Below are 22,620 nucleotides of genomic sequence, written 5' to 3'. Positions count from 1 at the left end.
AACTTTCGGTTCTATCGTCTTCACACACCGCAATCTGGTCTCTTTCGCTTTTCAGCTCGGAGCATGCAAATTGCTTGGGTGTTATATGGTCAAGCCTCACGGGCAATTAGTATTGGTTAGCTCAACGCCTCACAGCGCTTACACACCCAACCTATCAACGTCGTAGTCTTCGACGGCCCTTCAGGGGACTCAAGGTCCCAGTGAGATCTCATCTTGAGGCTAGTTTCCCGCTTAGATGCTTTCAGCGGTTATCTATTCCGAACATAGCTACCCGGCAATGCCACTGGCGTGACAACCGGAACACCAGAGGTTCGTCCACTCCGGTCCTCTCGTACTAGGAGCAGCCCCTCTCAAATCTCAAACGTCCACGGCAGATAGGGACCGAACTGTCTCACGACGTTCTAAACCCAGCTCGCGTACCACTTTAAATGGCGAACAGCCATACCCTTGGGACCGGCTTCAGCCCCAGGATGTGATGAGCCGACATCGAGGTGCCAAACACCGCCGTCGATATGAACTCTTGGGCGGTATCAGCCTGTTATCCCCGGAGTACCTTTTATCCGTTGAGCGATGGCCCTTCCATACAGAACCACCGGATCACTAAGACCTACTTTCGTACCTGCTCGACGTGTCTGTCTCGCAGTCAAGCGCGCTTTTGCCTTTATACTCTACGACCGATTTCCGACCGGTCTGAGCGCACCTTCGTACTCCTCCGTTACTCTTTAGGAGGAGACCGCCCCAGTCAAACTACCCACCATACACTGTCCTCGATCCGGATAACGGACCTGAGTTAGAACCTCAAAGTTGCCAGGGTGGTATTTCAAGGTTGGCTCCACGCGAACTGGCGTCCACGCTTCAAAGCCTCCCACCTATCCTACACAAGCAAATTCAAAGTCCAGTGCAAAGCTATAGTAAAGGTTCACGGGGTCTTTCCGTCTAGCCGCGGATACACTGCATCTTCACAGCGATTTCAATTTCACTGAGTCTCGGGTGGAGACAGCGCCGCCATCGTTACGCCATTCGTGCAGGTCGGAACTTACCCGACAAGGAATTTCGCTACCTTAGGACCGTTATAGTTACGGCCGCCGTTTACCGGGGCTTCGATCAAGAGCTTCGCGTTAGCTAACCCCATCAATTAACCTTCCGGCACCGGGCAGGCGTCACACCCTATACGTCCACTTTCGTGTTTGCAGAGTGCTGTGTTTTTAATAAACAGTCGCAGCGGCCTGGTATCTTCGACCGGCATGAGCTTACGGAGCAAGTCCTTCACCCTCACCGGCGCACCTTCTCCCGAAGTTACGGTGCCATTTTGCCTAGTTCCTTCACCCGAGTTCTCTCAAGCGCCTTGGTATTCTCTACCCAACCACCTGTGTCGGTTTGGGGTACGGTTCCTGGTTACCTGAAGCTTAGAAGCTTTTCTTGGAAGCATGGCATCAACCACTTCGTCATCTAAAAGATGACTCGTCATCAGCTCTCGGCCTTAGAATCCCGGATTTACCTAAGATTCCAGCCTACCACCTTAAACTTGGACAACCAACGCCAAGCTGGCCTAGCCTTCTCCGTCCCTCCATCGCAATAACCAGAAGTACAGGAATATTAACCTGTTTTCCATCGACTACGCTTTTCAGCCTCGCCTTAGGGACCGACTAACCCTGCGTCGATTAACGTTGCGCAGGAAACCTTGGTCTTTCGGCGTGGGTGTTTTTCACACCCATTGTCGTTACTCATGTCAGCATTCGCACTTCTGATACCTCCAGCAAGCTTCTCAACTCACCTTCACAGGCTTACAGAACGCTCCTCTACCGCATCACTTACGTGATACCCGTAGCTTCGGTGTATGGTTTGAGCCCCGTTACATCTTCCGCGCAGGCCGACTCGACTAGTGAGCTATTACGCTTTCTTTAAAGGGTGGCTGCTTCTAAGCCAACCTCCTAGCTGTCTAAGCCTTCCCACATCGTTTCCCACTTAACCATAACTTTGGGACCTTAGCTGACGGTCTGGGTTGTTTCCCTTTTCACGACGGACGTTAGCACCCGCCGTGTGTCTCCCATGCTCGGCACTTGTAGGTATTCGGAGTTTGCATCGGTTTGGTAAGTCGGGATGACCCCCTAGCCGAAACAGTGCTCTACCCCCTACAGTGATACATGAGGCGCTACCTAAATAGCTTTCGAGGAGAACCAGCTATCTCCGAGCTTGATTAGCCTTTCACTCCGATCCACAGGTCATCCGCTAACTTTTCAACGGTAGTCGGTTCGGTCCTCCAGTTAGTGTTACCCAACCTTCAACCTGCCCATGGATAGATCGCCCGGTTTCGGGTCTATTCCCAGCGACTAGACGCCCTATTAAGACTCGCTTTCGCTACGCCTCCCCTATTCGGTTAAGCTCGCCACTGAAAATAAGTCGCTGACCCATTATACAAAAGGTACGCAGTCACCCAACAAAGTGGGCTCCCACTGCTTGTACGCATACGGTTTCAGGATCTATTTCACTCCCCTCTCCGGGGTTCTTTTCGCCTTTCCCTCACGGTACTAGTTCACTATCGGTCAGTCAGTAGTATTTAGCCTTGGAGGATGGTCCCCCCATATTCAGACAAAGTTTCTCGTGCTCCGTCCTACTCGATTTCATGACTAAGAGATTTTCGCGTACAGGGCTATCACCCACTATGGCCGCACTTTCCAGAGCGTTCCGCTAATCTCAAAGCCACTTAAGGGCTAGTCCCCGTTCGCTCGCCACTACTAAGGGAATCTCGGTTGATTTCTTTTCCTCAGGGTACTTAGATGTTTCAGTTCCCCTGGTTCGCTCCATACACCTATGTATTCAGTGTAAGGTAACCATCTTATGATGGCTGGGTTCCCCCATTCAGACATCTCCGGATCAAAGTCTGTTTGCCGACTCCCCGAAGCTTTTCGCAGGCTACCACGTCTTTCATCGCCTCTGACTGCCAAGGCATCCACCGTATGCGCTTCTTCACTTGACCATATAACCCCAAGCAATCTGGTTATACTGTGAAGACAACATTCGCCGAAAATTCGATAATACTCAATTACGAGTAACTCACAAATTTTACCTTAGCCTGATCCGTTACCAGTGAAAGTAACGTTCAGTCTATCTTTCTATCACATACCCAAATTTTTAAAGAACGATCTAATCAAAGACTAGAAATCAACATTCACCACCTTAACGATGGAATGCTCATTTCTAAGCTTTCAAAACTTCAGAAGCAGTAGTGGTGGAGCCAAACGGGATCGAACCGTTGACCTCCTGCGTGCAAGGCAGGCGCTCTCCCAGCTGAGCTATGGCCCCGTATTTCTACAGGCGTTTCCCACACAAAATTGGTGGGTCTGGGCAGATTCGAACTGCCGACCTCACCCTTATCAGGGGTGCGCTCTAACCAACTGAGCTACAGACCCAATTTCGGGCTGCTTCTTATCGTCTTCTTCAATGAATCAAGCAATTCGTGTGGGAACTTATGGAGCAGCTGATGTCGTCGATTAAGGAGGTGATCCAGCCGCAGGTTCCCCTACGGCTACCTTGTTACGACTTCACCCCAGTCATGAATCACACCGTGGTAACCGTCCTCCCGAAGGTTAGACTAGCTACTTCTGGTGCAACCCACTCCCATGGTGTGACGGGCGGTGTGTACAAGGCCCGGGAACGTATTCACCGCGACATTCTGATTCGCGATTACTAGCGATTCCGACTTCACGCAGTCGAGTTGCAGACTGCGATCCGGACTACGATCGGTTTTGTGGGATTAGCTCCACCTCGCGGCTTGGCAACCCTCTGTACCGACCATTGTAGCACGTGTGTAGCCCAGGCCGTAAGGGCCATGATGACTTGACGTCATCCCCACCTTCCTCCGGTTTGTCACCGGCAGTCTCCTTAGAGTGCCCACCATTACGTGCTGGTAACTAAGGACAAGGGTTGCGCTCGTTACGGGACTTAACCCAACATCTCACGACACGAGCTGACGACAGCCATGCAGCACCTGTCTCAATGTTCCCGAAGGCACCAATCTATCTCTAGAAAGTTCATTGGATGTCAAGGCCTGGTAAGGTTCTTCGCGTTGCTTCGAATTAAACCACATGCTCCACCGCTTGTGCGGGCCCCCGTCAATTCATTTGAGTTTTAACCTTGCGGCCGTACTCCCCAGGCGGTCAACTTAATGCGTTAGCTGCGCCACTAAGAGCTCAAGGCTCCCAACGGCTAGTTGACATCGTTTACGGCGTGGACTACCAGGGTATCTAATCCTGTTTGCTCCCCACGCTTTCGCACCTCAGTGTCAGTATTAGTCCAGGTGGTCGCCTTCGCCACTGGTGTTCCTTCCTATATCTACGCATTTCACCGCTACACAGGAAATTCCACCACCCTCTACCATACTCTAGTCAGTCAGTTTTGAATGCAGTTCCCAGGTTGAGCCCGGGGATTTCACATCCAACTTAACAAACCACCTACGCGCGCTTTACGCCCAGTAATTCCGATTAACGCTTGCACCCTCTGTATTACCGCGGCTGCTGGCACAGAGTTAGCCGGTGCTTATTCTGTCGGTAACGTCAAAACACTAACGTATTAGGTTAATGCCCTTCCTCCCAACTTAAAGTGCTTTACAATCCGAAGACCTTCTTCACACACGCGGCATGGCTGGATCAGGCTTTCGCCCATTGTCCAATATTCCCCACTGCTGCCTCCCGTAGGAGTCTGGACCGTGTCTCAGTTCCAGTGTGACTGATCATCCTCTCAGACCAGTTACGGATCGTCGCCTTGGTGAGCCATTACCTCACCAACTAGCTAATCCGACCTAGGCTCATCTGATAGCGCAAGGCCCGAAGGTCCCCTGCTTTCTCCCGTAGGACGTATGCGGTATTAGCGTCCGTTTCCGAACGTTATCCCCCACTACCAGGCAGATTCCTAGGCATTACTCACCCGTCCGCCGCTCTCAAGAGAAGCAAGCTTCTCTCTACCGCTCGACTTGCATGTGTTAGGCCTGCCGCCAGCGTTCAATCTGAGCCATGATCAAACTCTTCAGTTCAAACATCTTTGGGTTTTTAAGAAACCCTAAACTTGGCTCAGCAATCGTTGGTTACATCTTTGATTTCTCGCGGAGTAACTTGTGATGCTGATAATCTTGTTGACTATCAGTCTGACTCCACAAGCACCCACACGAATTGCTTGATTCAGTTGTTAAAGAGCGGTTGGTTAAGATCTTTCGTCTCAACCGAGGCGCGCATTCTACAGCAGCCTCATTTGCTGTCAAGTGATTATTTTCAGAAGTTTTCGAAGAATTCTTCAACAACTTCAACCACTTGCGCTTCCGATCTCTCGTTAGCGGGAGGCGAATTCTACAGCGTTACACGCTGCTGTCAACACCTCTTTTTCTCCGCTTTCGACCGAGAGGATCGAAACGTTAATAGAGCCAAACAACACTGCCCTACCAACTCCTTCTGGGCTTCGATGAACTGAAGCAACTCGCTGTCGAACCCTGCGTAACTCTTTGTTTACCAAGGAGTTTTCCGTTTCGACTGCGCCGGAAGTGGGGCGAATTATAGACTTCCAGAATCTGCCGTCAACGCTTAATTTTGCTTTTCTATCAATTAGTTAGGATTGATTAAGAAACAACCTATATAGAGCCGTTCGCATGCTCTATATAGAAGAAGAGGCTCAGATAACGCCTGCCTCCTTTAAAGCAGCCACATTCGCCGCCCCCAGCCCAAGCACGCCCTGCAACACCTGAACCGTATGCTCTCCCAATAGAGGAGGCGCACTCCGATACTCGACCGGCGTCTTGGACAACCGTATCGGGCTGGCCACCTGCGGCACCATCCCTGCCAGCGCGTGAGGTAATGCCATCGCCAACCCCCGCGCCTTGACTTGCGGATCGGCAAACACCTGGGCCAGATCATTGATCGGCCCACAAGGCACACCCACCTGCTCCAGCAGCGCCACCCACTGAGCCGTCGTCTTGAACACTGTTGCCTGGCGAATCAGAGGAATCAGCTCTGCACGATTGGCCACCCGCATCTTATTAGAAGCAAAGCGCGGGTCATCGGCCCACTGGGGCTGCCCAGCCACCTCAGCGAACTTGCGAAACTGACCGTCATTACCCACCGTCAGGATGAAGTCACCATCAGCCGTGGGGAAATCCTGATAGGGCACAATGTTCGGGTGAGCATTACCCAGCCGCTTCGGCGACACACCCGTCGTCAAGTAATTCATCGCCTGGTTAGCCAGGCAAGCCACCTGCACATCCAGCAATGCCATGTCGATATGCTGCCCACCACCGTCGTGGTCTCGGTGAGCCAATGCCGCCAGGATCGCCACAGTCGAGTAAAGGCCCGTCAAGATGTCTGTCAACGCGACACCCACCTTCACCGGCCCAGCCCCATCATCACCCTCGGGCCGCCCCGTCAGACTCATGAGCCCTCCCAGCCCCTGAATCATAAAGTCGTAGCCTGCACGCGTCGCATAAGGCCCCGTCTGGCCAAAGCCCGTGATGGAGCAGTAAATCAACTCCGGATTGATCTCCTTGAGCGACTCATAGTCCAGCCCATACGCCGCCAGGCCACCCACCTTGAAGTTCTCGATCAGAATGTCGGACTTGGCAGCCAGGTCACGCACCAGCTTCTGCCCCTCCGGCCGCGTGAAGTCGATAGTCACCGACTCCTTGTTACGGTTAGCCGACAGGTAATACGCCGCCTCAGTGGTGTTCTCGCCATAGGCGTCCTTAAGGAAAGGTGGCCCCCATGCGCGCGTGTCATCGCCATTACCCGGCCGCTCGACCTTGATCACCTCAGCCCCAAGGTCCGCAAGTATCTGCCCGGACCAAGGGCCCGCCAGCACTCGCGATAAGTCCAATACCCGCAGGTGTGAAAGCGCGCCCATGCCGTGCTCCTATTAATAGAACGCCTGAAGGCCGGTTTGCGCGCGCCCGAGAATCAAAGCGTGCACGTCATGAGTGCCCTCGTAGGTGTTAACCACCTCCAGGTTGACCAGGTGACGCGCCACCCCGAACTCGTCGGAAATGCCGTTGCCACCCAACATATCCCGCGCCATACGCGCGATATCCAGGGACTTGCCGCAGGAGTTGCGCTTCATGATCGAGGTAATCTCAACCGCCGCCGTACCTTCATCCTTCATACGCCCCAGACGCAGGCAGCCTTGCAAGGCCAGAGTGATCTCGGTCTGCATGTCGGCAAGTTTCTTCTGGATCAACTGGGTCGCCGCCAGCGGACGACCAAATTGATGACGATCCAAGGTGTACTGGCGCGCGGTGTGCCAGCAGAACTCGGCGGCACCCAGCGCCCCCCAGGAGATGCCATAGCGCGCGGAGTTGAGGCAGGTGAATGGCCCCTTCAAGCCACGGACATCCGGGAAGATGTTCTCTTCCGGCACAAACACGTTATCCATGACAATCTCACCGGTAATCGAAGCCCGCAGGCCCACCTTGCCGTGAATCGCCGGAGCGCTCAGCCCCTTCCAGCCCTTCTCCAGGACAAAACCACGGATGTCGCCGGCATCGTCCTTGCCCCACACCACAAACACATCAGCGATCGGGCTATTGGTGATCCACATCTTGGCGCCGGTCAGGCTGTAGCCGCCGTCCACCTTGCGTGCACGTGTAATCATCGCGCCTGGGTCGGAACCGTGGTTAGGCTCCGTCAGACCAAAGCAGCCAATCCATTCGCCAGAAGCCAACTTCGGCAGGTACTTCTGCTTTTGCGCCTCGGTACCGAACTCATTGATAGGCACCATGACCAGCGAGGATTGCACACTCATCATCGATCGATAGCCGGAGTCGACACGCTCGACCTCACGGGCAATCAACCCATAGCTGACGTAACTCAAGCCGCTGCCACCGTACTGCTCAGGAATCATCGCACCCAACAGGCCAGTTTCGCCCATCTCGCGGAAGATCGCGGGGTCGGTCTTTTCATGGCGGAAGGCTTCGAGCACACGCGGCGCCAGCTTGTCCTGGGCGAATTGCTCAGCGCTGTCTCGCACCATGCGCTCCTCTTCGGTGAGCTGTTGATCCAGCAGCAGTGGATCGATCCAGTTGAAGCTTGCCTTACCAGCCATGAATAAGTCCTCGCGCAAGAAATCAGAAGTCGTGGAAGGAGCCTAGGCCGGGCAGGCGCAGAGGGCAAACGAGGTTTCTGCATAGGGTTGTGCTAATTTCTCACTTCGTAACGACTGAGAACGGCGCTGACGCGCTTTTTAAGTGAGCACTACGTACATGCGCAGAAAAATTCCCAGCACCACGGCCCTGGTCAGTTTTGAAGCAGCGGCCCGCCACGAGAGCTTTACCAAGGCGGCGCACGAGCTTTCCATCACCCAGGGCGCCATCTGTCGACAGATAGCCAGCCTTGAGGAGTTTTTGAGTGTCGAGCTGTTTCGTCGCTCACGACGCGGGGTGAAGCTGACAGAGGCGGGACTGTCCTATAGCCGTCGCGTCGCCACGCAGCTGGACGCAGTTGAGCGTGACACCTTGTCGATAATGGGGCAGCAGGGCACCAACATCATCGAGCTGGCGGTGGTTCCAACCTTTGGCACCCAATGGCTGATTCCTCGCCTCAAGGACTTTCAACGTCAGCACCCGGAAGTGACGGTCAACCTCACCAACCGCACGCGCCCCTTTCTATTTGCCGATACCGAATTCGATGCCGCGATCTACTTTGGCGATGCTGACTGGTCCGGTACGGAGTCCCATCGACTGATGGGAGAAAACCCCCTCCCCGTGTGCAGCCCAAGATTACTGGGCACCCGTACCCACTTCAGCCCCCAGGAGATAGCAGAACTGCCTCTGCTGCAGCAGACCACGAGACCTTACGCCTGGCGCCAATGGTTCAACGCGCAACAACTGAACATACCCCGTGACATGACAGGGCCTCGTTACGAGCTATTCTCGATGCTGTCCCAGGCCGCCATGCATGACATGGGAATCGCGCTGATTCCACCATTCCTCATCCAGCGCGAGCTAAAAGAGAACCAGCTGGTGATCGCGAGCCCCGAGGCACTGAACAGCTCCAAGGCTTACTACCTGATGATTCCCGAGAGAAAAGTCGAATCTGCATCACTGCATGCTTTCAGGGACTGGCTTATTGACCAGTCACAACGCTACAGCCCAGGCATTTAAAGGAACAAACGGTTTTATTGACCCTGTAGTCAATTAAATTGAAAGCCTACAGATATACGTATATGTCGCTTTTAGACAGACTGTACTTATCAACCATAAAAAGGCTAAAAGCCATGATTATCATGGCTTTCAGGGACTATCACCGGCCAATGCCCAACTATTCACACCGGCGATGGAAAAAGCGCAGACAAGCCCGCAAATCCCTTTAAATACCTGTATTTAAAGAGGTTATTTCCACGCATTGCGACAATCAGTCACAGGGTGACTTGTAGTTAATTTTTCGTCACCCGTCATAATCTCTTGAAGGCCGTAAAGTTCGCCTGCAAAATGCCGCGCCCCGCTGTCATTTCAGCGGGATCGTGCTGATCGGCCGCCCCAGATGCGCCACTCACGGTGCACTGGCCTTTTTACAAAAAGATCAAAAGCAAAAAGATCATGCAGGAGATTTGACGTGCACATTGGTGTTCCTCTCGAAACCCAGACCGGTGAAACGCGGGTGGCTGCCACCCCGGAAACCATCAAGAAGCTGATCGGCCAGGGCCATAAGGTCACTGTTCAAAGCGGAGCAGGCCTCAACGCCAGCATCGTCGACAGTGCCTATGAAACGGCAGGCGCAACCATTGGCAGTGCCAACGATGCGTTTGGCGCCGAGCTGATTCTCAAAGTGGTTGCCCCCAGCGACAGTGAGCTGGCGCTGATCAAAAGCGGTACCGTGCTGGTGGGCATGCTCAATCCGTTCAGCAACGAAACCATTACCAGGCTGGCCGAACGCGGCATTACTGCCTTCGCGCTTGAAGCCGCACCACGTACGTCGCGCGCCCAGAGCCTCGACGTGCTGTCGTCTCAAGCCAACATCGCCGGCTATAAAGCGGTCCTGCTGGCAGCCCACCACTACCCGCGCTTCATGCCGATGCTGATGACCGCAGCAGGCACCGTCAAAGCCGCTCGCGTGCTGATCCTCGGGGCGGGTGTTGCGGGCCTTCAGGCCATCGCCACGGCGAAACGTCTGGGCGCAGTGATCGAAGCGTCTGACGTACGCCCCGCAGTAAAAGAGCAAATCGAATCCCTCGGCGCCAAGTTCGTCGACGTACCCTATGAAACCGATGAAGAGCGCGAATGCGCCGTCGGTGTCGGCGGATATGCTCGCCCGATGCCGTCGAGCTGGATGCAACGCCAGGCCCTGGCCGTACACGAACGCGCCAAGCAAGCCGACATCGTCATCACCACCGCATTGATCCCAGGTCGCAAGGCACCCACCCTGCTCAGCGCCGAGACCGTCGCGCAAATGAAGCCAGGCTCGGTGGTCATCGACCTCGCCGCAGCCCAAGGCGGTAACTGCCCGCTAACGGTGGCCGATCAGGTCGTCGTGGAAAACGGCGTGACCATCTGCGGCCCGACCAACCTGGCCGGCGCCGTAGCCGCCGATGCTTCTGCTCTATATGCGCGCAACCTGCTGGACTTCCTGAAGCTGGTCTTCACCAAGGAAGGGCAGTTTGAAATCAACCTCGAAGACGACATCGTCGCCGCGTGCCTGATGTGCCGCGACGGCCAAGTCATCCGCAAAAACGCCTAAGCAGGGATTCAGACGATGGAAGAGCTTATCTCCCCCGGTATCTACAACCTGATCATCTTTGTGCTGGCGATTTATGTCGGCTACCACGTGGTTTGGAACGTGACCCCCGCGCTTCACACGCCGCTGATGGCGGTGACCAACGCGATTTCCGCAATCGTGATCGTCGGCGCCATGCTCGCCGCCGCACTCACCGTGACGCCGCTGGGCAAGACCATGGGCACCCTGGCCGTGGCGCTCGCGGCGGTTAACGTGTTCGGCGGCTTCCTGGTCACCCGCAGGATGCTTGAGATGTTCAAGAAGAAAGCCCCGAAAGTAAAAGAAGAGGCGCCCAAGTAATGAGCATGAATCTAGTCACGACGCTCTACTTGATCGCGTCGATCTGCTTTATCCAGGCCCTTAAAGGCCTGTCACACCCAACTACGTCGCGACGTGGCAACCTGTTTGGCATGCTCGGCATGGCGCTGGCGGTACTCACCACCGTGGGCCTCATCTATAAACTGGGCGCAGAACTCGCCACGGCCGGTATTGGCTACGTCATCGTCGGCCTGCTGGTCGGCGGCACCGCCGGTTCGATCATGGCCAAGCGCGTAGAAATGACCAAGATGCCAGAGCTGGTAGCCTTCATGCACAGCATGATCGGCCTGGCAGCGGTGTTTATCGCCATCGCCGCCGTGGTCGAGCCGCAATCCCTGGGCATCGTCAAACATTTGGGCGACTCGATTCCGGCCGGTAACCGTTTGGAGCTGTTCCTCGGTGCGGCCATCGGTGCTATCACCTTCTCCGGTTCGGTGATCGCGTTCGGCAAACTGTCGGGCAAGTACAAGTTCCGTCTGTTCCAGGGCGCACCGGTACAGTTCGGCGGCCAGCACAAGCTGAACCTGGTGCTTGGCCTGGCTACCCTTGGTCTCGGCCTGGCGTTCATGTTCACCGGCAACCTCAGTGCCTTCGCATTGATGCTGGCCCTGGCGTTCGTGCTCGGCGTGCTGATCATCATCCCGATCGGTGGCGCCGACATGCCGGTTGTCGTCTCGATGCTTAACAGCTACTCCGGCTGGGCAGCAGCAGGCATCGGCTTCTCGCTGAACAACTCGATGCTGATCATCGCCGGCTCCCTGGTGGGCTCCAGCGGCGCGATCCTGTCGTACATCATGTGCAAGGCGATGAACCGCTCCTTCTTTAATGTACTGCTCGGCGGTTTCGGCAACACGGCGGATGCCGGCGCAGTGGCAGGCTCGAAAGAAGCACGCCCGGTGAAATCCGGCTCGGCGGACGACGCGACCTTCCTGCTGACCAACGCCGACACCGTGATCATTGTTCCAGGCTATGGCCTGGCAGTTGCCCGCGCGCAACATGCGCTCAAAGAGCTGACCGAAAAGCTGACTCATCGTGGCGTGACCGTGAAGTACGCGATCCACCCGGTAGCGGGCCGTATGCCTGGGCATATGAACGTGCTGCTGGCCGAGGCGGAAGTGCCTTACGACCAGGTGTTCGAGATGGAAGACATCAACTCCGAGTTCGGCCAGGCCGACGTGGTGCTGGTGCTGGGTGCGAACGACGTGGTCAACCCGGCCGCCAAGAACGATCCAAACTCACCGATCGCCGGCATGCCGATCCTGGAAGCGTTCAAGGCCAAGACCATTATCGTCAACAAACGCTCGATGGCCAGCGGCTATGCGGGCCTGGACAACGAGTTGTTCTACCTGGACAAAACCATGATGGTCTTCGGTGATGCCAAAAAGGTCATCGAAGACATGGTCAAAGCCGTCGAATAACACTGCGCCAGCGCAATACCCGAAACCCTGGCCTCCAGTAGGCTGGGGTTTTTTATTATCGGACGAAACCCGACCAAAGGCTCTAAATCGCTGCCCGGCATTCGACCATGGTAGCGGGCCGAATTTTTTTGAAATCACTACACTGCCCACCTTGCTTCCGTAGCCTGAGATAACAATTCATGTACCGTGATCGTATCCGCTTGCCTTCGCTGTTGAACAAGGTCATGAGCGCGGCAGATGCCGCCGCACTGATCGAGGACGGCATGACCGTCGGCATGAGCGGCTTCACCCGTGCCGGTGAAGCCAAGGCCGTCCCCCACGCCCTGGCCGAACGCGCCAAGATTTCCCCGCTGAAAATCACCCTGATGACCGGCGCCAGCCTGGGCAATGACCTGGACAAGCAGCTGACCGAAGCCGGCGTGCTGTCTCGACGCATGCCGTTTCAGGTCGACAGCACCCTGCGCAAAGCGATCAACGCAGGCGAAGTGATGTTTATCGACCAGCATCTGTCGGAAACCGTCGAGCAACTGCGCAACAACCAGCTCAAGCTGCCGGACATTGCCGTCATCGAAGCCGTCGCGATCACCGAGCAAGGGCATATCGTGCCCACCACCTCCGTGGGCAATTCGGCCAGCTTCGCGATTTTCGCCAAGCAAGTGATTGTTGAGATCAACCTCGCGCACAACCCGAATCTGGAAGGGCTGCACGACATCTATATTCCAACGTACCGGCCGACTCGCACGCCGATCCCGCTGGTTAAGGTCGACGACCGCATCGGCAGCACCGCGATTCCGATCCCGCCCGAGAAGATCGTCGCCATCGTAATCACCAACAAGGCAGACTCCGCCTCTACGGTGACGCCGCCGGACGCCGATACCCAAGGCATCGCCAACCACCTGATTAATTTCCTCAAGCAGGAAGTAGACGCCGGACGCATGACCAACAAGCTCGGCCCGCTGCAGGCCGGGATCGGCAACATCGCCAACGCGGTGATGTGCGGCCTGATCGAATCGCCGTTCGAAGACCTGACCATGTACTCGGAAGTGTTGCAGGACTCAACGTTCGACCTGATCGACGCGGGCAAGCTGAGCTTCGCCTCGGGCAGCTCGATTACCTTGTCGGAGCGACGCAACGCCGATGTGTTCGGCAACCTGGAACACTACAAGGACAAATTGGTACTGCGCCCACAGGAAATCTCCAATCACCCCGAAGTGGTTCGGCGCCTGGGCATTATCGGCATCAACACCGCGCTGGAATTCGACATCTACGGCAACGTCAACTCCACCCACGTCTGCGGCACACGGATGATGAACGGCATTGGCGGCTCCGGAGACTTCGCGCGCAACGCGCACCTGGCGATCTTCGTCACCAAGTCGATAGCCAAAGGCGGCGCGATATCCAGCGTGGTACCGATGGTCAGCCACGTGGACCACACCGAACATGACGTCGACATTCTGGTGACCGAGATTGGCCTTGCCGACCTGCGCGGCCTGGCGCCGCGTGAGCGGGCTCGGGTGATCATCGACAACTGTGTACACCCGGCCTACCGCGATGCGCTGAACACTTACTTCAATGCCGCCTGCGCGATCGGCGGTCATACCCCGCATATCCTGCGTGAAGCACTGAGTTGGCACATCAACCTGGAAGAAACCGGGCACATGCTCAAGGCTTGATTGATACAGATCCAGGCTGATGCAAATACAGTTTCATCAGTCTGGGAATCTCAGCAGTACTTTTTTCAAAAACTGTACTGCTGTACCGGTCATTTCCTACTGAATTCTCCTACACCCCTCGCCTAAAATGCCTATTTCGCACTGTTTCAGTGCGGACAGGTACAGTTGCCCCATTTACGTACCGTACAGCCGCTATAAACAGTTAACTGGCCCCTCACAATACAGGTGAACTGTATCTAGAGAGTCTTGCGTCGGAGGAGGATCATTGGCATCAGTTAAACCACTACCTAATCCCGCCACAAGCGGAAGGATGTCATCATGGAACGTACACTCAGTTCCGATCTGTTCTTCGAAGAAAAAGCTGTAAACACCCAGGCTTCCCTGCCTTTGCGCGTTCTCGCCAACCTGATGTTGTGGCAGCGCCGCATCTCCAGCCGCCACCAACTGGCTCGTCTGGATTCGCGTCTGCTGGCTGACGCCGGTATCAGCGAAGCGCAACGCTACGAAGAGCTGAGCAAGCCGTTCTGGCGCTAATTGGCGCCCGCTGGCCCTGACCCGCCGGGTCCACCGCCAGCACCCTGATTTGTCAAAGCAAAGCCCGCCCCGGGTAACCGGAGGCGGGCTTTGCTGTTTCTGGCGTTCAGCTTTTGTACCGTTAAACAGATGCACTTCATGGAAACCAGTACAGTTTAAAAATAACTACAGTTAAGCAGTACAATTTAGCTTCGGTGTATCTGTATCGGTGAGCTCGAGCCAGCCAACATAGTGTCCCAAGACCTCATGAAAGGCTCCAGCCATGAAGACAGACACTTCATCTTATAAGCAGTTGATAGTGCGTATGGCCCATGCCGTAGGCAGCTGGGGACGAAAAACCCATGAGCGGCGCCAACTGGCACAACTTGACCCGCGCGAACTGTCCGACGCTGGAATCAGTTCGGGAGACCGAATCGCCGAGCTGTCCAAGCCGTTCTGGCGTGATTGAACAGTGAATAAACTTCCCGAACGGATAAGCGGCAGCTTAAGATTCCATCATCACGTGGCGAACCTTGTAGAACGGGCGTCTGATGCTCAACAGCAACATTGTCCGTTTCACAGTGGGCGCTTTGCGCCGCTTTATTTGATTATCTACAGGAGTGATTCCATGTCCCGTCTTCGCCTGCTGAGTGCTGCCGCCCTGTTGGCCGTAGCTGCCAACGCCAACGCGAGCAGCCTTATCGTGACCACTGATTCGATCGTCGGCGCGCTGAAAGCGACGTCCGATGCCAGCTCGGATGCCACCTCTTCCCTGCGCGACAACAAGGTCGTGCAAGCGGCCCGCGACGACGCCGCCAGCTTTGTCGCCAGCGAAGGCGCCATTCGTGGCGTGAAGCTCGAAAGCGCCCTGGCACAGATCCGCCAACAGGCTCCCCAGCTGAACACCGCAACGGACGCACAGTTGGCGCAGGCCATTCTGGCCATCTGACGCCAAGTCGACCCAAGAGAGCGCCAGCCACCACCAGATGTGTCAGCGCTGGCTCTCGCCCGGGCGTTGCGCTAGCCTTGGCGCTCGCTTTCAGTTGTCGAGTCCCATGGCTTTTTCATACCGCCTGTTGATCGTTCCCGTGTTGTTTTGCGCCTGCTGGTCACCCCTGGCTTCGGCCTTTGACGTGTCCACCCAGAGCACCGTCATCAGTGCGTATGCCACCAGCAAGGTGACGTCAGCACCCTTTGACAGAAAGTTGGTACTGGCCGCCCAGGATGACGCTGCCGCATTTATTGCCACTGACGGCCAATGGCGGGGAGCTCGTCTGGAATCTGCGCTGGATTATCTGCGTCGGACCCAGCCAAAACTTCATGCCAGCGACCTTGAACTGGCGCAGGCAATTCTCGTCCAATAATCATCTTTGTATTTTGGAGTCATCCCATGCGTAGCCCGCTGATCGCCGCCGCTCTCGGCCTGCTGTTGTTGGCCGATGTTGCCCACGCGCAAACTCTCAAGGCCACCAGTAACATCGTCGTGCGTGCCTCGGCCCGCACCATTGATTTCACCTCGGACACCACCACGTCCATCCGCGACTCCAAAATCGTGCGCGAAGCCCACGATGACGCCGCCAGCTTCGTCGCCACCAATGGCGAGATCCGTGGCGCGCAATTGGAAGCCGCCTTCGACACCCTGCGAACCCGCGTACCGGAAGCGCGCGATGCCAGTGACCAGACTCTCGCCGAAGCTATCCTCGCTCTGTGAGGCGGCTAGTCGCCTGGCTACTGGCCGGGACTGTGCTGCTCTGTGCAAGCGCAGCCCAGGCCAGCCTGCAACTGCGGCTCAAGACCGAAGGCTTGAGCCCGGCCGAACAGCAGGCCAGCCAGGCATTGCTCGATGAGGCGATGCGCGCTTTGCCGCCGCGCTTTATCGAGCAGCTGGACCGGCGCATTGATGTCGGCTGGACCGACAAAATGCCTGAAAACGCTTATGGCCAGGCATCTCTGGTGTCCGAACTGGACCTCAACCAAAACCTGCTTGCCAGCCTGACCGACGGCAGCGCGGCCACGCAGAAGACCAACCGCCCCCACGGCACCGTACGCCGCGAAATGCTCGCCACCGTGCTGCATGAACTGACCCACATTTACGACCGTGCGCGCCTGTGGACCAAAGACGAGCGCACACTGATCCAGCGCTGCAGCCGCCAGAACAACATCACCGGCCTGATCGGCCTCCCCGATCAATGCCGAGGCCAGAACGACCGCCGCTTTACCTTAAGTGACGACCCGCGCCTGCTGGACCTTGCCGGATGGCCGCAATACGTGGGGCGCCGCGGCGAGCGGGAGCAGCACAACCATCAGGTCGCCCGCAGCCCGGACATCTACGAAACCACCAGCCCGCTGGAGTTCGTGGCCGTCAACATGGAGTACTTCCTCCTCGACCCGAGCTACGCCTGCCGTCGCCCCGCGCTGTTTCGCTATTACAAGGAACACTTCGGCTGGGCGCCGTCCGAGCAAGACACCTGCGCCACGACCTACGCGTTCCTGAACGCCGGCAACGATTTCGCCAAGACGCCGCTGGGCCAGATCGATCCGGAGCGGGTGTATGAAATCGACTACCTGCTGGCCGAAGCCAACCAAAACCTGGTCAGCCGCTGGGGCCACAGCATGTTGCGCCTGGTGATCTGCGCGCCCGGTCGCCCACGCGGCCCGGATTGCCGGCTGGACCTGGACCAGCACCTGGTGCTGTCCTACCGCGCATTTGTCGGTGACGTACAGCTGTCGAGCTGGGATGGCCTGGTGGGCAAGTACCCGTCACGGCTATTTGTGCTGCCGCTGGCCCAAGTGATCGACGAATACACCAAGACCGAGTTGCGCGGCCTGGCGTCAGTGCCGCTCAAGCTCTCGCGCCAAGAGATCAACGATACCGTCGAGCATGCCGCCGAAATGCACTGGAGCTATGACGGCAACTACTTCTTCATTTCCAATAACTGCGCAGTGGAAAGCCTGAAACTGTTGCGCAGTGGCAGCGCCAACCCGCAATTGACCGGCCTGGACAACATCACCCCCAACGGTCTGCTGGAAGTACTCAGCGCCCGTGGCCTGGCCGACACCAGCGTGCTCAATGACAAACGCGAGGCGTTGCGCCTGGGGTATCACTTCGACTCGTTCCGCGAACGCTACCAGGCGATGTTCGACGTGTTGCGCAAACACCTGCCGATTAAACAGACCCAGGTGGAAGACTGGCTGTCTCTCAGCGCCGAGGAACGCCGCCAATGGTTCAGCCAGGCCGACCTGCGCACCAGCGCCGCATTGTTGCTGCTGGAGCAGGCAAGCTATCGCAGGCAACTGATGCTGGCTCAGGACGAAGTCAAACAACGCTACCTCGGTGCACGCGAACTGAAAAACGGCGGCATGGAAAAAGCCAACCACACGTTACAACAGATCCTCGCCAACAGCGGCTTCCTCAGCCGCCCCGCAGAACTGCTGGGCACCAGCGGCTACGGCCTGCCACAACCGTCAGAAGCCCAACGCCTGGAATCGGAAAGTGCCGAACGCCAGAAGCAACTGCAATCCTTGAGCGGCGACCTGGATAAAGAGGTGCGGGTGCTGCTGGAGCCGTCCCGCGCTGCCGAGATCGCCGCCTGCGAGGCCAACCTCAAACAGGTAGGTGAGCATCTGCGGGCCCTGCACAAAGCGGCAGGGGGTTTGGAACTGCCTTAACCCACCTTAAAGAGAAGTCCTACGAACCTCTGATCATCTGAGTGCTCAGCGAAAGCTGGCTGAAAGCTTCCCCGTCTAGGATCGCCCCCACTGCCGGCAACAGACCGGCTGTTAACAACAACAATGGTGATTCCTGATGTCTGTTCGTACCCGCCTGTTCGCTCCAACTCCCACCGTACGCTACGTGCCTTTCGTACTGCGCTGACCCCCAACCGGTTCGCCATTCCCTAGCCGCGCTACGCCTGGAGTATTCCTATGCTGACTTTCCTTGGCTTTGCCATGGTCATCACGTTCATGTTCCTGATCATGACCAAGCGCCTGTCTGCGCTGATTGCTTTGATCATTGTGCCGATCCTGTTCGCCCTGTTTGGTGGCTTTGCGCCGGAAATCGGCCCGATGATGCTTGCGGGTATCACCAAGCTTGCGCCAACCGGCGTGATGCTGATGTTCGCCATCCTCTACTTTGCCCTGATGATCGACTCCGGCCTGTTCGACCCGGCCGTGCGCAAGATCCTCAAGATGGTCAAGGGCGACCCGCTGAAAGTGTCGGTCGGCACCGCTGTGCTGGCCCTGGTCGTCTCCCTCGACGGTGACGGCGCCACCACCTACATGATCTGCGTGGCAGCCATGCTGCCGCTGTACCAGCGTATCGGCATGAGCCCACGCATCATGGCCGGCCTGATCATCCTCGCCGGCGGCGTGATGAATATGACGCCCTGGGGCGGCCCGACTGCCCGCGCCGCCAGTGCGCTGCATGTGGACCCGTCGGATATTTTCGTGCCGATGATCCCGGCCATGGCCGCCGGTGTAGTGGCGATCCTGGTGATTGCCTATATGTACGGCAAGCGCGAACGTGCCCGCCTGGGTGAGCTGCACCTGCAAGGTGATGAAATCGACCACAGCGAGATCAGCGTGTCGCAATTCCCGGACGCCCGCCGTCCAAAGCTGATCTGGTTCAACGGCGCCCTGACCTTCGCCCTGATGTGCACCCTGATCGCCGGCCTGTTGCCGCTGCCGGTGCTGTTCATGGTGGCGTTCAGTATCGCGATGATCGTCAACTACCCGTGCCTGCAACAGCAAAAAGACCGCGTCGCCGCCCACGCCGGCAGCGTACTGGCGGTAGTCGGGCTAATCTTCGCCGCCGGCATCTTCACCGGCATTCTGTCCGGCACCGGCATGGTCGATGCTATGTCCAAGAGCTTGCTGGCGGTCATCCCGGACGCGCTGGGCCCGTACCTCGCGGTGATCACCGCGCTGGTAAGCATGCCGTTTACCTTCTTCATGTCCAACGATGCGTTCTACTACGGCGTACTGCCGGTACTCGCCGAAGCGGCCAGCCATTACGGCATCACCGCCGTGGAAATGGCGCGCGCCTCCATCGTTGGCCAACCCGTGCATTTGCTCAGCCCGTTGGTACCTTCGACCTACCTGTTGGTCGCCCTGGCCGGCATCGAATTTGGCGATCACCAACGCTTTACCCTCAAGTGGGCAGTGCTGGTATGCCTGTGCATAATGTTCGCCGCTTTGCTGATGGGGATTTTTCCGCTATTCAGCACTCTATAATCCTACCGACCTAACCGCGCGGCGCTGCAGCTTGCGCGGTTTCACACTTGCTCAAAGGAATACACATGGAATGGCTGACCAATCCGGAAATCTGGATTGCCTTCTTCACCCTGACGGCCCTCGAGATCGTCCTGGGCATCGATAACATCATCATGATTTCGATCCTGGTCAGCCGCATGCCCAAGCACATGCAGGCGCGCACTCGGATCTTCGGCCTGGCCCTGGCCATGGTGACGCGAATCCTGTTGCTGCTGTCGATTACGTGGGTCATGCAATTGACCGCCGACCTGTTCGTGGTCTTCGGCCAAGGCATTTCCGGTCGCGACCTGATTCTGTTCTTCGGTGGCCTGTTCCTGCTGTGGAAAAGCTCCCAGGAGATGTATCACGCACTGGAAGGTGAAGACGAAACCCACGATGAGCCCAAGGGCGCCGGTGGCAAGTTCATCTACACCATCATCCAGATCGCGATCATCGACATCGTGTTCTCCCTGGACTCGGTCATCACGGCGGTGGGCATGGTTTCCCATGTACCCGTCATGGTCGCCGCGATCATCGTCGCCGTACTGGTGATGATGCTGGCTGCCGGCACCATCAGCGAATTCATCGACAAGCACCCGTCGCTGAAAATGCTCGCGCTGTCGTTCCTGCTCGTAGTGGGTACTGTGCTGATCGCCGAATCCTTCGGCGTACACGTGCCAAAGGGCTACGTCTACTTCGCCATGGCGTTCTCGCTGGCGGTGGAAGCGATCAACATCAAGATGCGCACCTCGATCGCGAAGAAGAAGAAACAACAGGACCCGGTGAAACTGCGCAAGGACATTCCGGGTCAATAAGCCCGAGCCAGACAAAAAGGGGCTTTTATAAGCCCCTTTTTTTCATCCGCAAAAAGCTGATTTCATGACAGTTTTGTTTCAATACCTACTTTAGCTATGCGATGCTGGCGCAGAGCCCATTCGCCAACTACAGCTTAAGTACAAGACGTAGAACGGCACGCGGCAACTTTCCTTCGCCCCAATTGGGGCGCACCCACACGGGGGGCCGAGCATGCTGACCTTGCTCAATCTGCTTTCCGCCGTGACCCTGCTTATCTGGGGCACGCACATTGTCCGTACCGGCATCTTGCGGGTCTACGGTTCCAACTTGCGCCAAGTCATCGGGCAGAACATGTCCAAGCGCTGGCTGGCGTTTGTCGCCGGTATTCTGGTGACGGCCATGGTGCAGAGCAGCAACGCCACGGCAATGCTGGTGACCTCGTTTGTCGGCCAGGGCCTGATGGGCCTCACACCCGCGCTTGCGACCATGCTTGGCGCCGACGTCGGTACGGCATTGATGGCGCGTGTGCTGACCTTCGACTTGTCCTGGCTGTCACCGCTGCTGATCTTTCTGGGGGTGATTTTCTTCCTGTCGCGCAAACAGACGCGAGCAGGCCAGATGGGACGGGTCGGGATCGGCCTGGGCCTGATCATTCTCGCCCTGCAACTGATCGTCGAAGCTGCCGGGCCGATTACCCATGCCCAAGGCGTCAAAGTCATCTTTGCCTCGCTGACTGGCGACATCTTGCTGGACGCCTTGGTCGGCGCGTTGTTCGCAATGATTTCCTACTCCAGCCTGGCCGCCGTATTGCTCACGGCAACGTTAGCCGGCGCCGGTGTGATCGGCCTGCACGTGGCCATCGGCCTGGTGATCGGCGCCAACATCGGCAGTGGCGTGCTGGCCTTCCTCAGCACCAGCATGCAGAACGCCGCAGGTCGCCAGGTTGCCTTGGGCAGCCTGCTGTACAAACTGATCGGCCTGCTGCTGATCATCCCCGTACTCGACCCGCTCGTGCGCTGGATGGACGGTTTGGACTACAGCGCCCAAGGCATGGTCATCACCTTCCATCTGCTCTACAACACCAGCCGCTGCCTGATCCTGCTGCCGAGCATTAGCCCGATGGCACGCCTGTGCGCCTGGTTACTGCCGGAACAAGCAGAGGTCAACGGCAAAGCCAAGCCGCGCCACCTGGACTTGGCCTCACTTGCCACACCAAGCCTGGCCTTGGCCAACGCCGCCCGCGAAACCCTGCGCTTGGGCGACTTGATCGACAACATGCTCACCGCCATGCTCGAAGTGCTGCGCGGCAAGCAAACGGCGATTACCCAGGAAATGCGCAGTCTCAGCGATGATGTCGAGGCACTCTACAGCGCGATCAAGCTCTACCTCGCGCAAATGCCCCGCGAAGACCTCAGTGAACAAGACAGCCGCCGTTGGGCCGAGATCATCGAGCTATCAATCAACCTGAAACTGGCTGGCGACCTGATCGAGCGCATGCTGCGCAAGGTCCAGCAGCAGAAAACCTCGCAGCGTCGCCAGTTTTCTGAAGTGGGCCTGGAAGAACTGGCCGGCCTGCATACGCAACTGATTGCCAACCTGCGTCTGGGGCTGTCGGTGTTCCTGAGTGCCGACCCCGAAAGCGCCCGCCAACTGCTGCGCGAGAAGCGCCGCTTTCGCGCTCAGGAACGCCGCCTGGCGCATGCTCACGTCAGCCGCCTGCAACGCAAAATCGTACAGAGCCTGGAGACCAGCTCCTTGCACTTGGAGCTGATTGCCGACATGAAGCGTCTCAACTCACTGTTCTGCAGCAGCGCCTATGTGGTGCTCGAAACCTCCGACACCGGTGCACTCTCCGCTGAAGATATTGCCGACATCACCCATTCGCCCTGAACGTACGGGCGGCTGCACAGTCAG

At 57.1% G+C, this 22,620-nt stretch carries 16 protein-coding genes, 2 tRNA genes and 2 rRNA genes; 14 read left to right on the top strand and 6 right to left on the bottom strand.

The window, feature by feature from the left end; translation table 11 throughout:
- Positions 1-85: 85 nt before the first annotated feature.
- The 6 genes from A7J50_RS00605 to A7J50_RS00580 form a co-directional block, all read right to left on the bottom strand.
- Positions 86-2,977: ribosomal RNA gene (locus A7J50_RS00605) — 23S ribosomal RNA — on the bottom strand.
- A 250-nt stretch (positions 2,978-3,227) separates the two neighbouring features.
- Positions 3,228-3,303 (bottom strand) — tRNA-Ala (locus A7J50_RS00600).
- 30 nt (positions 3,304-3,333) lie between these two features.
- A tRNA-Ile gene (locus tag A7J50_RS00595) sits at positions 3,334-3,410 on the bottom strand.
- 82 nt (positions 3,411-3,492) lie between these two features.
- A 16S ribosomal RNA gene (locus A7J50_RS00590) occupies positions 3,493-5,029 on the bottom strand.
- The 16S and 23S rRNA genes sit together here with 2 tRNA genes alongside, the layout of an rRNA operon.
- Positions 5,030-5,658: 629 nt before the next feature.
- Positions 5,659-6,879 (bottom strand): CaiB/BaiF CoA transferase family protein, encoded by a 1,221-nt coding sequence (locus A7J50_RS00585; RefSeq protein ID WP_064450080.1) that lies wholly within the window; start codon positions 6,877-6,879, stop codon positions 5,659-5,661.
- A gap of 12 nt (positions 6,880-6,891) precedes the next feature.
- Positions 6,892-8,073: an acyl-CoA dehydrogenase gene (locus tag A7J50_RS00580; RefSeq protein ID WP_064450079.1), complete on the bottom strand. Its 1,182-nt coding sequence runs from the start codon at positions 8,071-8,073 to the stop codon at positions 6,892-6,894.
- A 157-nt stretch (positions 8,074-8,230) separates the two neighbouring features.
- Here A7J50_RS00580 and A7J50_RS00575 point away from each other — a divergent pair, with 157 nt between their 5' ends.
- From A7J50_RS00575 to A7J50_RS00515, 14 genes are all read left to right on the top strand, one after another.
- Positions 8,231-9,130, top strand: coding sequence for a LysR family transcriptional regulator (locus A7J50_RS00575; RefSeq protein WP_064450078.1), 900 nt, complete (start codon positions 8,231-8,233; stop codon positions 9,128-9,130).
- 451 nt (positions 9,131-9,581) lie between these two features.
- Entirely contained in the window at positions 9,582-10,703 is a 1,122-nt protein-coding gene (locus A7J50_RS00570) for a Re/Si-specific NAD(P)(+) transhydrogenase subunit alpha (RefSeq protein WP_064450077.1), read from the top strand.
- A gap of 15 nt (positions 10,704-10,718) precedes the next feature.
- Positions 10,719-11,039 carry an NAD(P) transhydrogenase subunit alpha gene (locus tag A7J50_RS00565; RefSeq protein WP_003187417.1) on the top strand — a complete coding sequence of 107 codons (321 nt, stop codon included), beginning with the start codon at positions 10,719-10,721 and terminating at the stop codon, positions 11,037-11,039.
- Positions 11,039-12,475, top strand: coding sequence for an NAD(P)(+) transhydrogenase (Re/Si-specific) subunit beta (locus A7J50_RS00560; protein ID WP_064450076.1), 1,437 nt, complete (start codon positions 11,039-11,041; stop codon positions 12,473-12,475). Before A7J50_RS00565 ends, A7J50_RS00560 begins: the two co-directional genes overlap by 1 nt.
- A 179-nt stretch (positions 12,476-12,654) precedes the next feature.
- Complete coding sequence (locus tag A7J50_RS00555) at positions 12,655-14,148, top strand: acetyl-CoA hydrolase/transferase family protein (protein WP_064450075.1); 1,494 nt, start codon at positions 12,655-12,657, stop codon at positions 14,146-14,148.
- Positions 14,149-14,466: 318 nt separating this feature from the next.
- Positions 14,467-14,682: a DUF1127 domain-containing protein gene (locus tag A7J50_RS00550; protein ID WP_003214752.1), complete on the top strand. Its 216-nt coding sequence runs from the start codon at positions 14,467-14,469 to the stop codon at positions 14,680-14,682.
- A gap of 262 nt (positions 14,683-14,944) precedes the next feature.
- Positions 14,945-15,130 (top strand): DUF1127 domain-containing protein, encoded by a 186-nt coding sequence (locus A7J50_RS30250; protein ID WP_082895802.1) that lies wholly within the window; start codon positions 14,945-14,947, stop codon positions 15,128-15,130.
- 159 nt (positions 15,131-15,289) lie between these two features.
- Positions 15,290-15,610, top strand: a complete 321-nt coding sequence (locus tag A7J50_RS00545; protein WP_064450074.1) for a DUF2388 domain-containing protein — start codon at positions 15,290-15,292, stop codon at positions 15,608-15,610.
- A 106-nt stretch (positions 15,611-15,716) separates the two neighbouring features.
- Positions 15,717-16,025 carry a DUF2388 domain-containing protein gene (locus tag A7J50_RS00540; protein ID WP_064450073.1) on the top strand — a complete coding sequence of 103 codons (309 nt, stop codon included), beginning with the start codon at positions 15,717-15,719 and terminating at the stop codon, positions 16,023-16,025.
- A gap of 26 nt (positions 16,026-16,051) precedes the next feature.
- A complete protein-coding gene (locus tag A7J50_RS00535) occupies positions 16,052-16,372 on the top strand; it encodes a DUF2388 domain-containing protein (protein WP_064450072.1) in 321 nt (106 codons plus the stop codon).
- The gene (locus A7J50_RS00530) at positions 16,369-18,330 is read left to right on the top strand and encodes a DUF4105 domain-containing protein (RefSeq protein WP_064450071.1); all 1,962 of its coding nucleotides are present in this window, start codon (positions 16,369-16,371) and stop codon (positions 18,328-18,330) included. The genes A7J50_RS00535 and A7J50_RS00530 overlap by 4 nt, the downstream gene beginning before the upstream one ends.
- Before the next feature lie 255 nt (positions 18,331-18,585).
- Entirely contained in the window at positions 18,586-19,893 is a 1,308-nt protein-coding gene (locus A7J50_RS00525; RefSeq protein WP_064450070.1) for a CitMHS family transporter, read from the top strand.
- Positions 19,894-19,958: 65 nt separating this feature from the next.
- The gene (locus A7J50_RS00520) at positions 19,959-20,726 is read left to right on the top strand and encodes a TerC family protein (protein WP_064450069.1); all 768 of its coding nucleotides are present in this window, start codon (positions 19,959-19,961) and stop codon (positions 20,724-20,726) included.
- Between the two features lie 211 nt (positions 20,727-20,937).
- Positions 20,938-22,596, top strand: coding sequence for a Na/Pi cotransporter family protein (locus tag A7J50_RS00515; protein ID WP_064450068.1), 1,659 nt, complete (start codon positions 20,938-20,940; stop codon positions 22,594-22,596).
- The last annotated feature ends 24 nt before the right edge of the window (positions 22,597-22,620 follow it).

This window comes from Pseudomonas antarctica (assembly GCF_001647715.1).
In the GTDB taxonomy this organism is placed as follows: Bacteria; Pseudomonadota; Gammaproteobacteria; order Pseudomonadales; family Pseudomonadaceae; genus Aquipseudomonas; species Aquipseudomonas antarctica_A.
The sequence above is the reverse complement of the archived record's forward strand: the minus strand, read 5'-3'. Positions and strand labels throughout refer to the sequence as shown.

Excerpts from the sequence above, each read along its gene's own strand:
- A7J50_RS00540 (WP_064450073.1), top strand. The coding sequence starts at position 15,717 with ATGGCTTTTTCATACCGCCTGTTGATCGTTCCCGTGTTGTTTTGCGCC.
- A7J50_RS00520 (WP_064450069.1), top strand. The coding sequence starts at position 19,959 with ATGGAATGGCTGACCAATCCGGAAATCTGGATTGCCTTCTTCACCCTG.
- A7J50_RS30250 (WP_082895802.1), top strand. The coding sequence starts at position 14,945 with ATGAAGACAGACACTTCATCTTATAAGCAGTTGATAGTGCGTATGGCC.
- A7J50_RS00550 (WP_003214752.1), top strand. The coding sequence starts at position 14,467 with ATGGAACGTACACTCAGTTCCGATCTGTTCTTCGAAGAAAAAGCTGTA.
- A7J50_RS00555 (WP_064450075.1), top strand. The coding sequence starts at position 12,655 with ATGTACCGTGATCGTATCCGCTTGCCTTCGCTGTTGAACAAGGTCATG.
- A7J50_RS00560 (WP_064450076.1), top strand. The coding sequence starts at position 11,039 with ATGAGCATGAATCTAGTCACGACGCTCTACTTGATCGCGTCGATCTGC.
- A7J50_RS00515 (WP_064450068.1), top strand. The coding sequence starts at position 20,938 with ATGCTGACCTTGCTCAATCTGCTTTCCGCCGTGACCCTGCTTATCTGG.
- A7J50_RS00565 (WP_003187417.1), top strand. The coding sequence starts at position 10,719 with ATGGAAGAGCTTATCTCCCCCGGTATCTACAACCTGATCATCTTTGTG.
- A7J50_RS00575 (WP_064450078.1), top strand. The coding sequence starts at position 8,231 with ATGCGCAGAAAAATTCCCAGCACCACGGCCCTGGTCAGTTTTGAAGCA.
- A7J50_RS00525 (WP_064450070.1), top strand. The coding sequence starts at position 18,586 with ATGCTGACTTTCCTTGGCTTTGCCATGGTCATCACGTTCATGTTCCTG.
- A7J50_RS00545 (WP_064450074.1), top strand. The coding sequence starts at position 15,290 with ATGTCCCGTCTTCGCCTGCTGAGTGCTGCCGCCCTGTTGGCCGTAGCT.
- A7J50_RS00585 (WP_064450080.1), bottom strand. The coding sequence starts at position 6,879 with ATGGGCGCGCTTTCACACCTGCGGGTATTGGACTTATCGCGAGTGCTG.
- A7J50_RS00535 (WP_064450072.1), top strand. The coding sequence starts at position 16,052 with ATGCGTAGCCCGCTGATCGCCGCCGCTCTCGGCCTGCTGTTGTTGGCC.
- A7J50_RS00580 (WP_064450079.1), bottom strand. The coding sequence starts at position 8,073 with ATGGCTGGTAAGGCAAGCTTCAACTGGATCGATCCACTGCTGCTGGAT.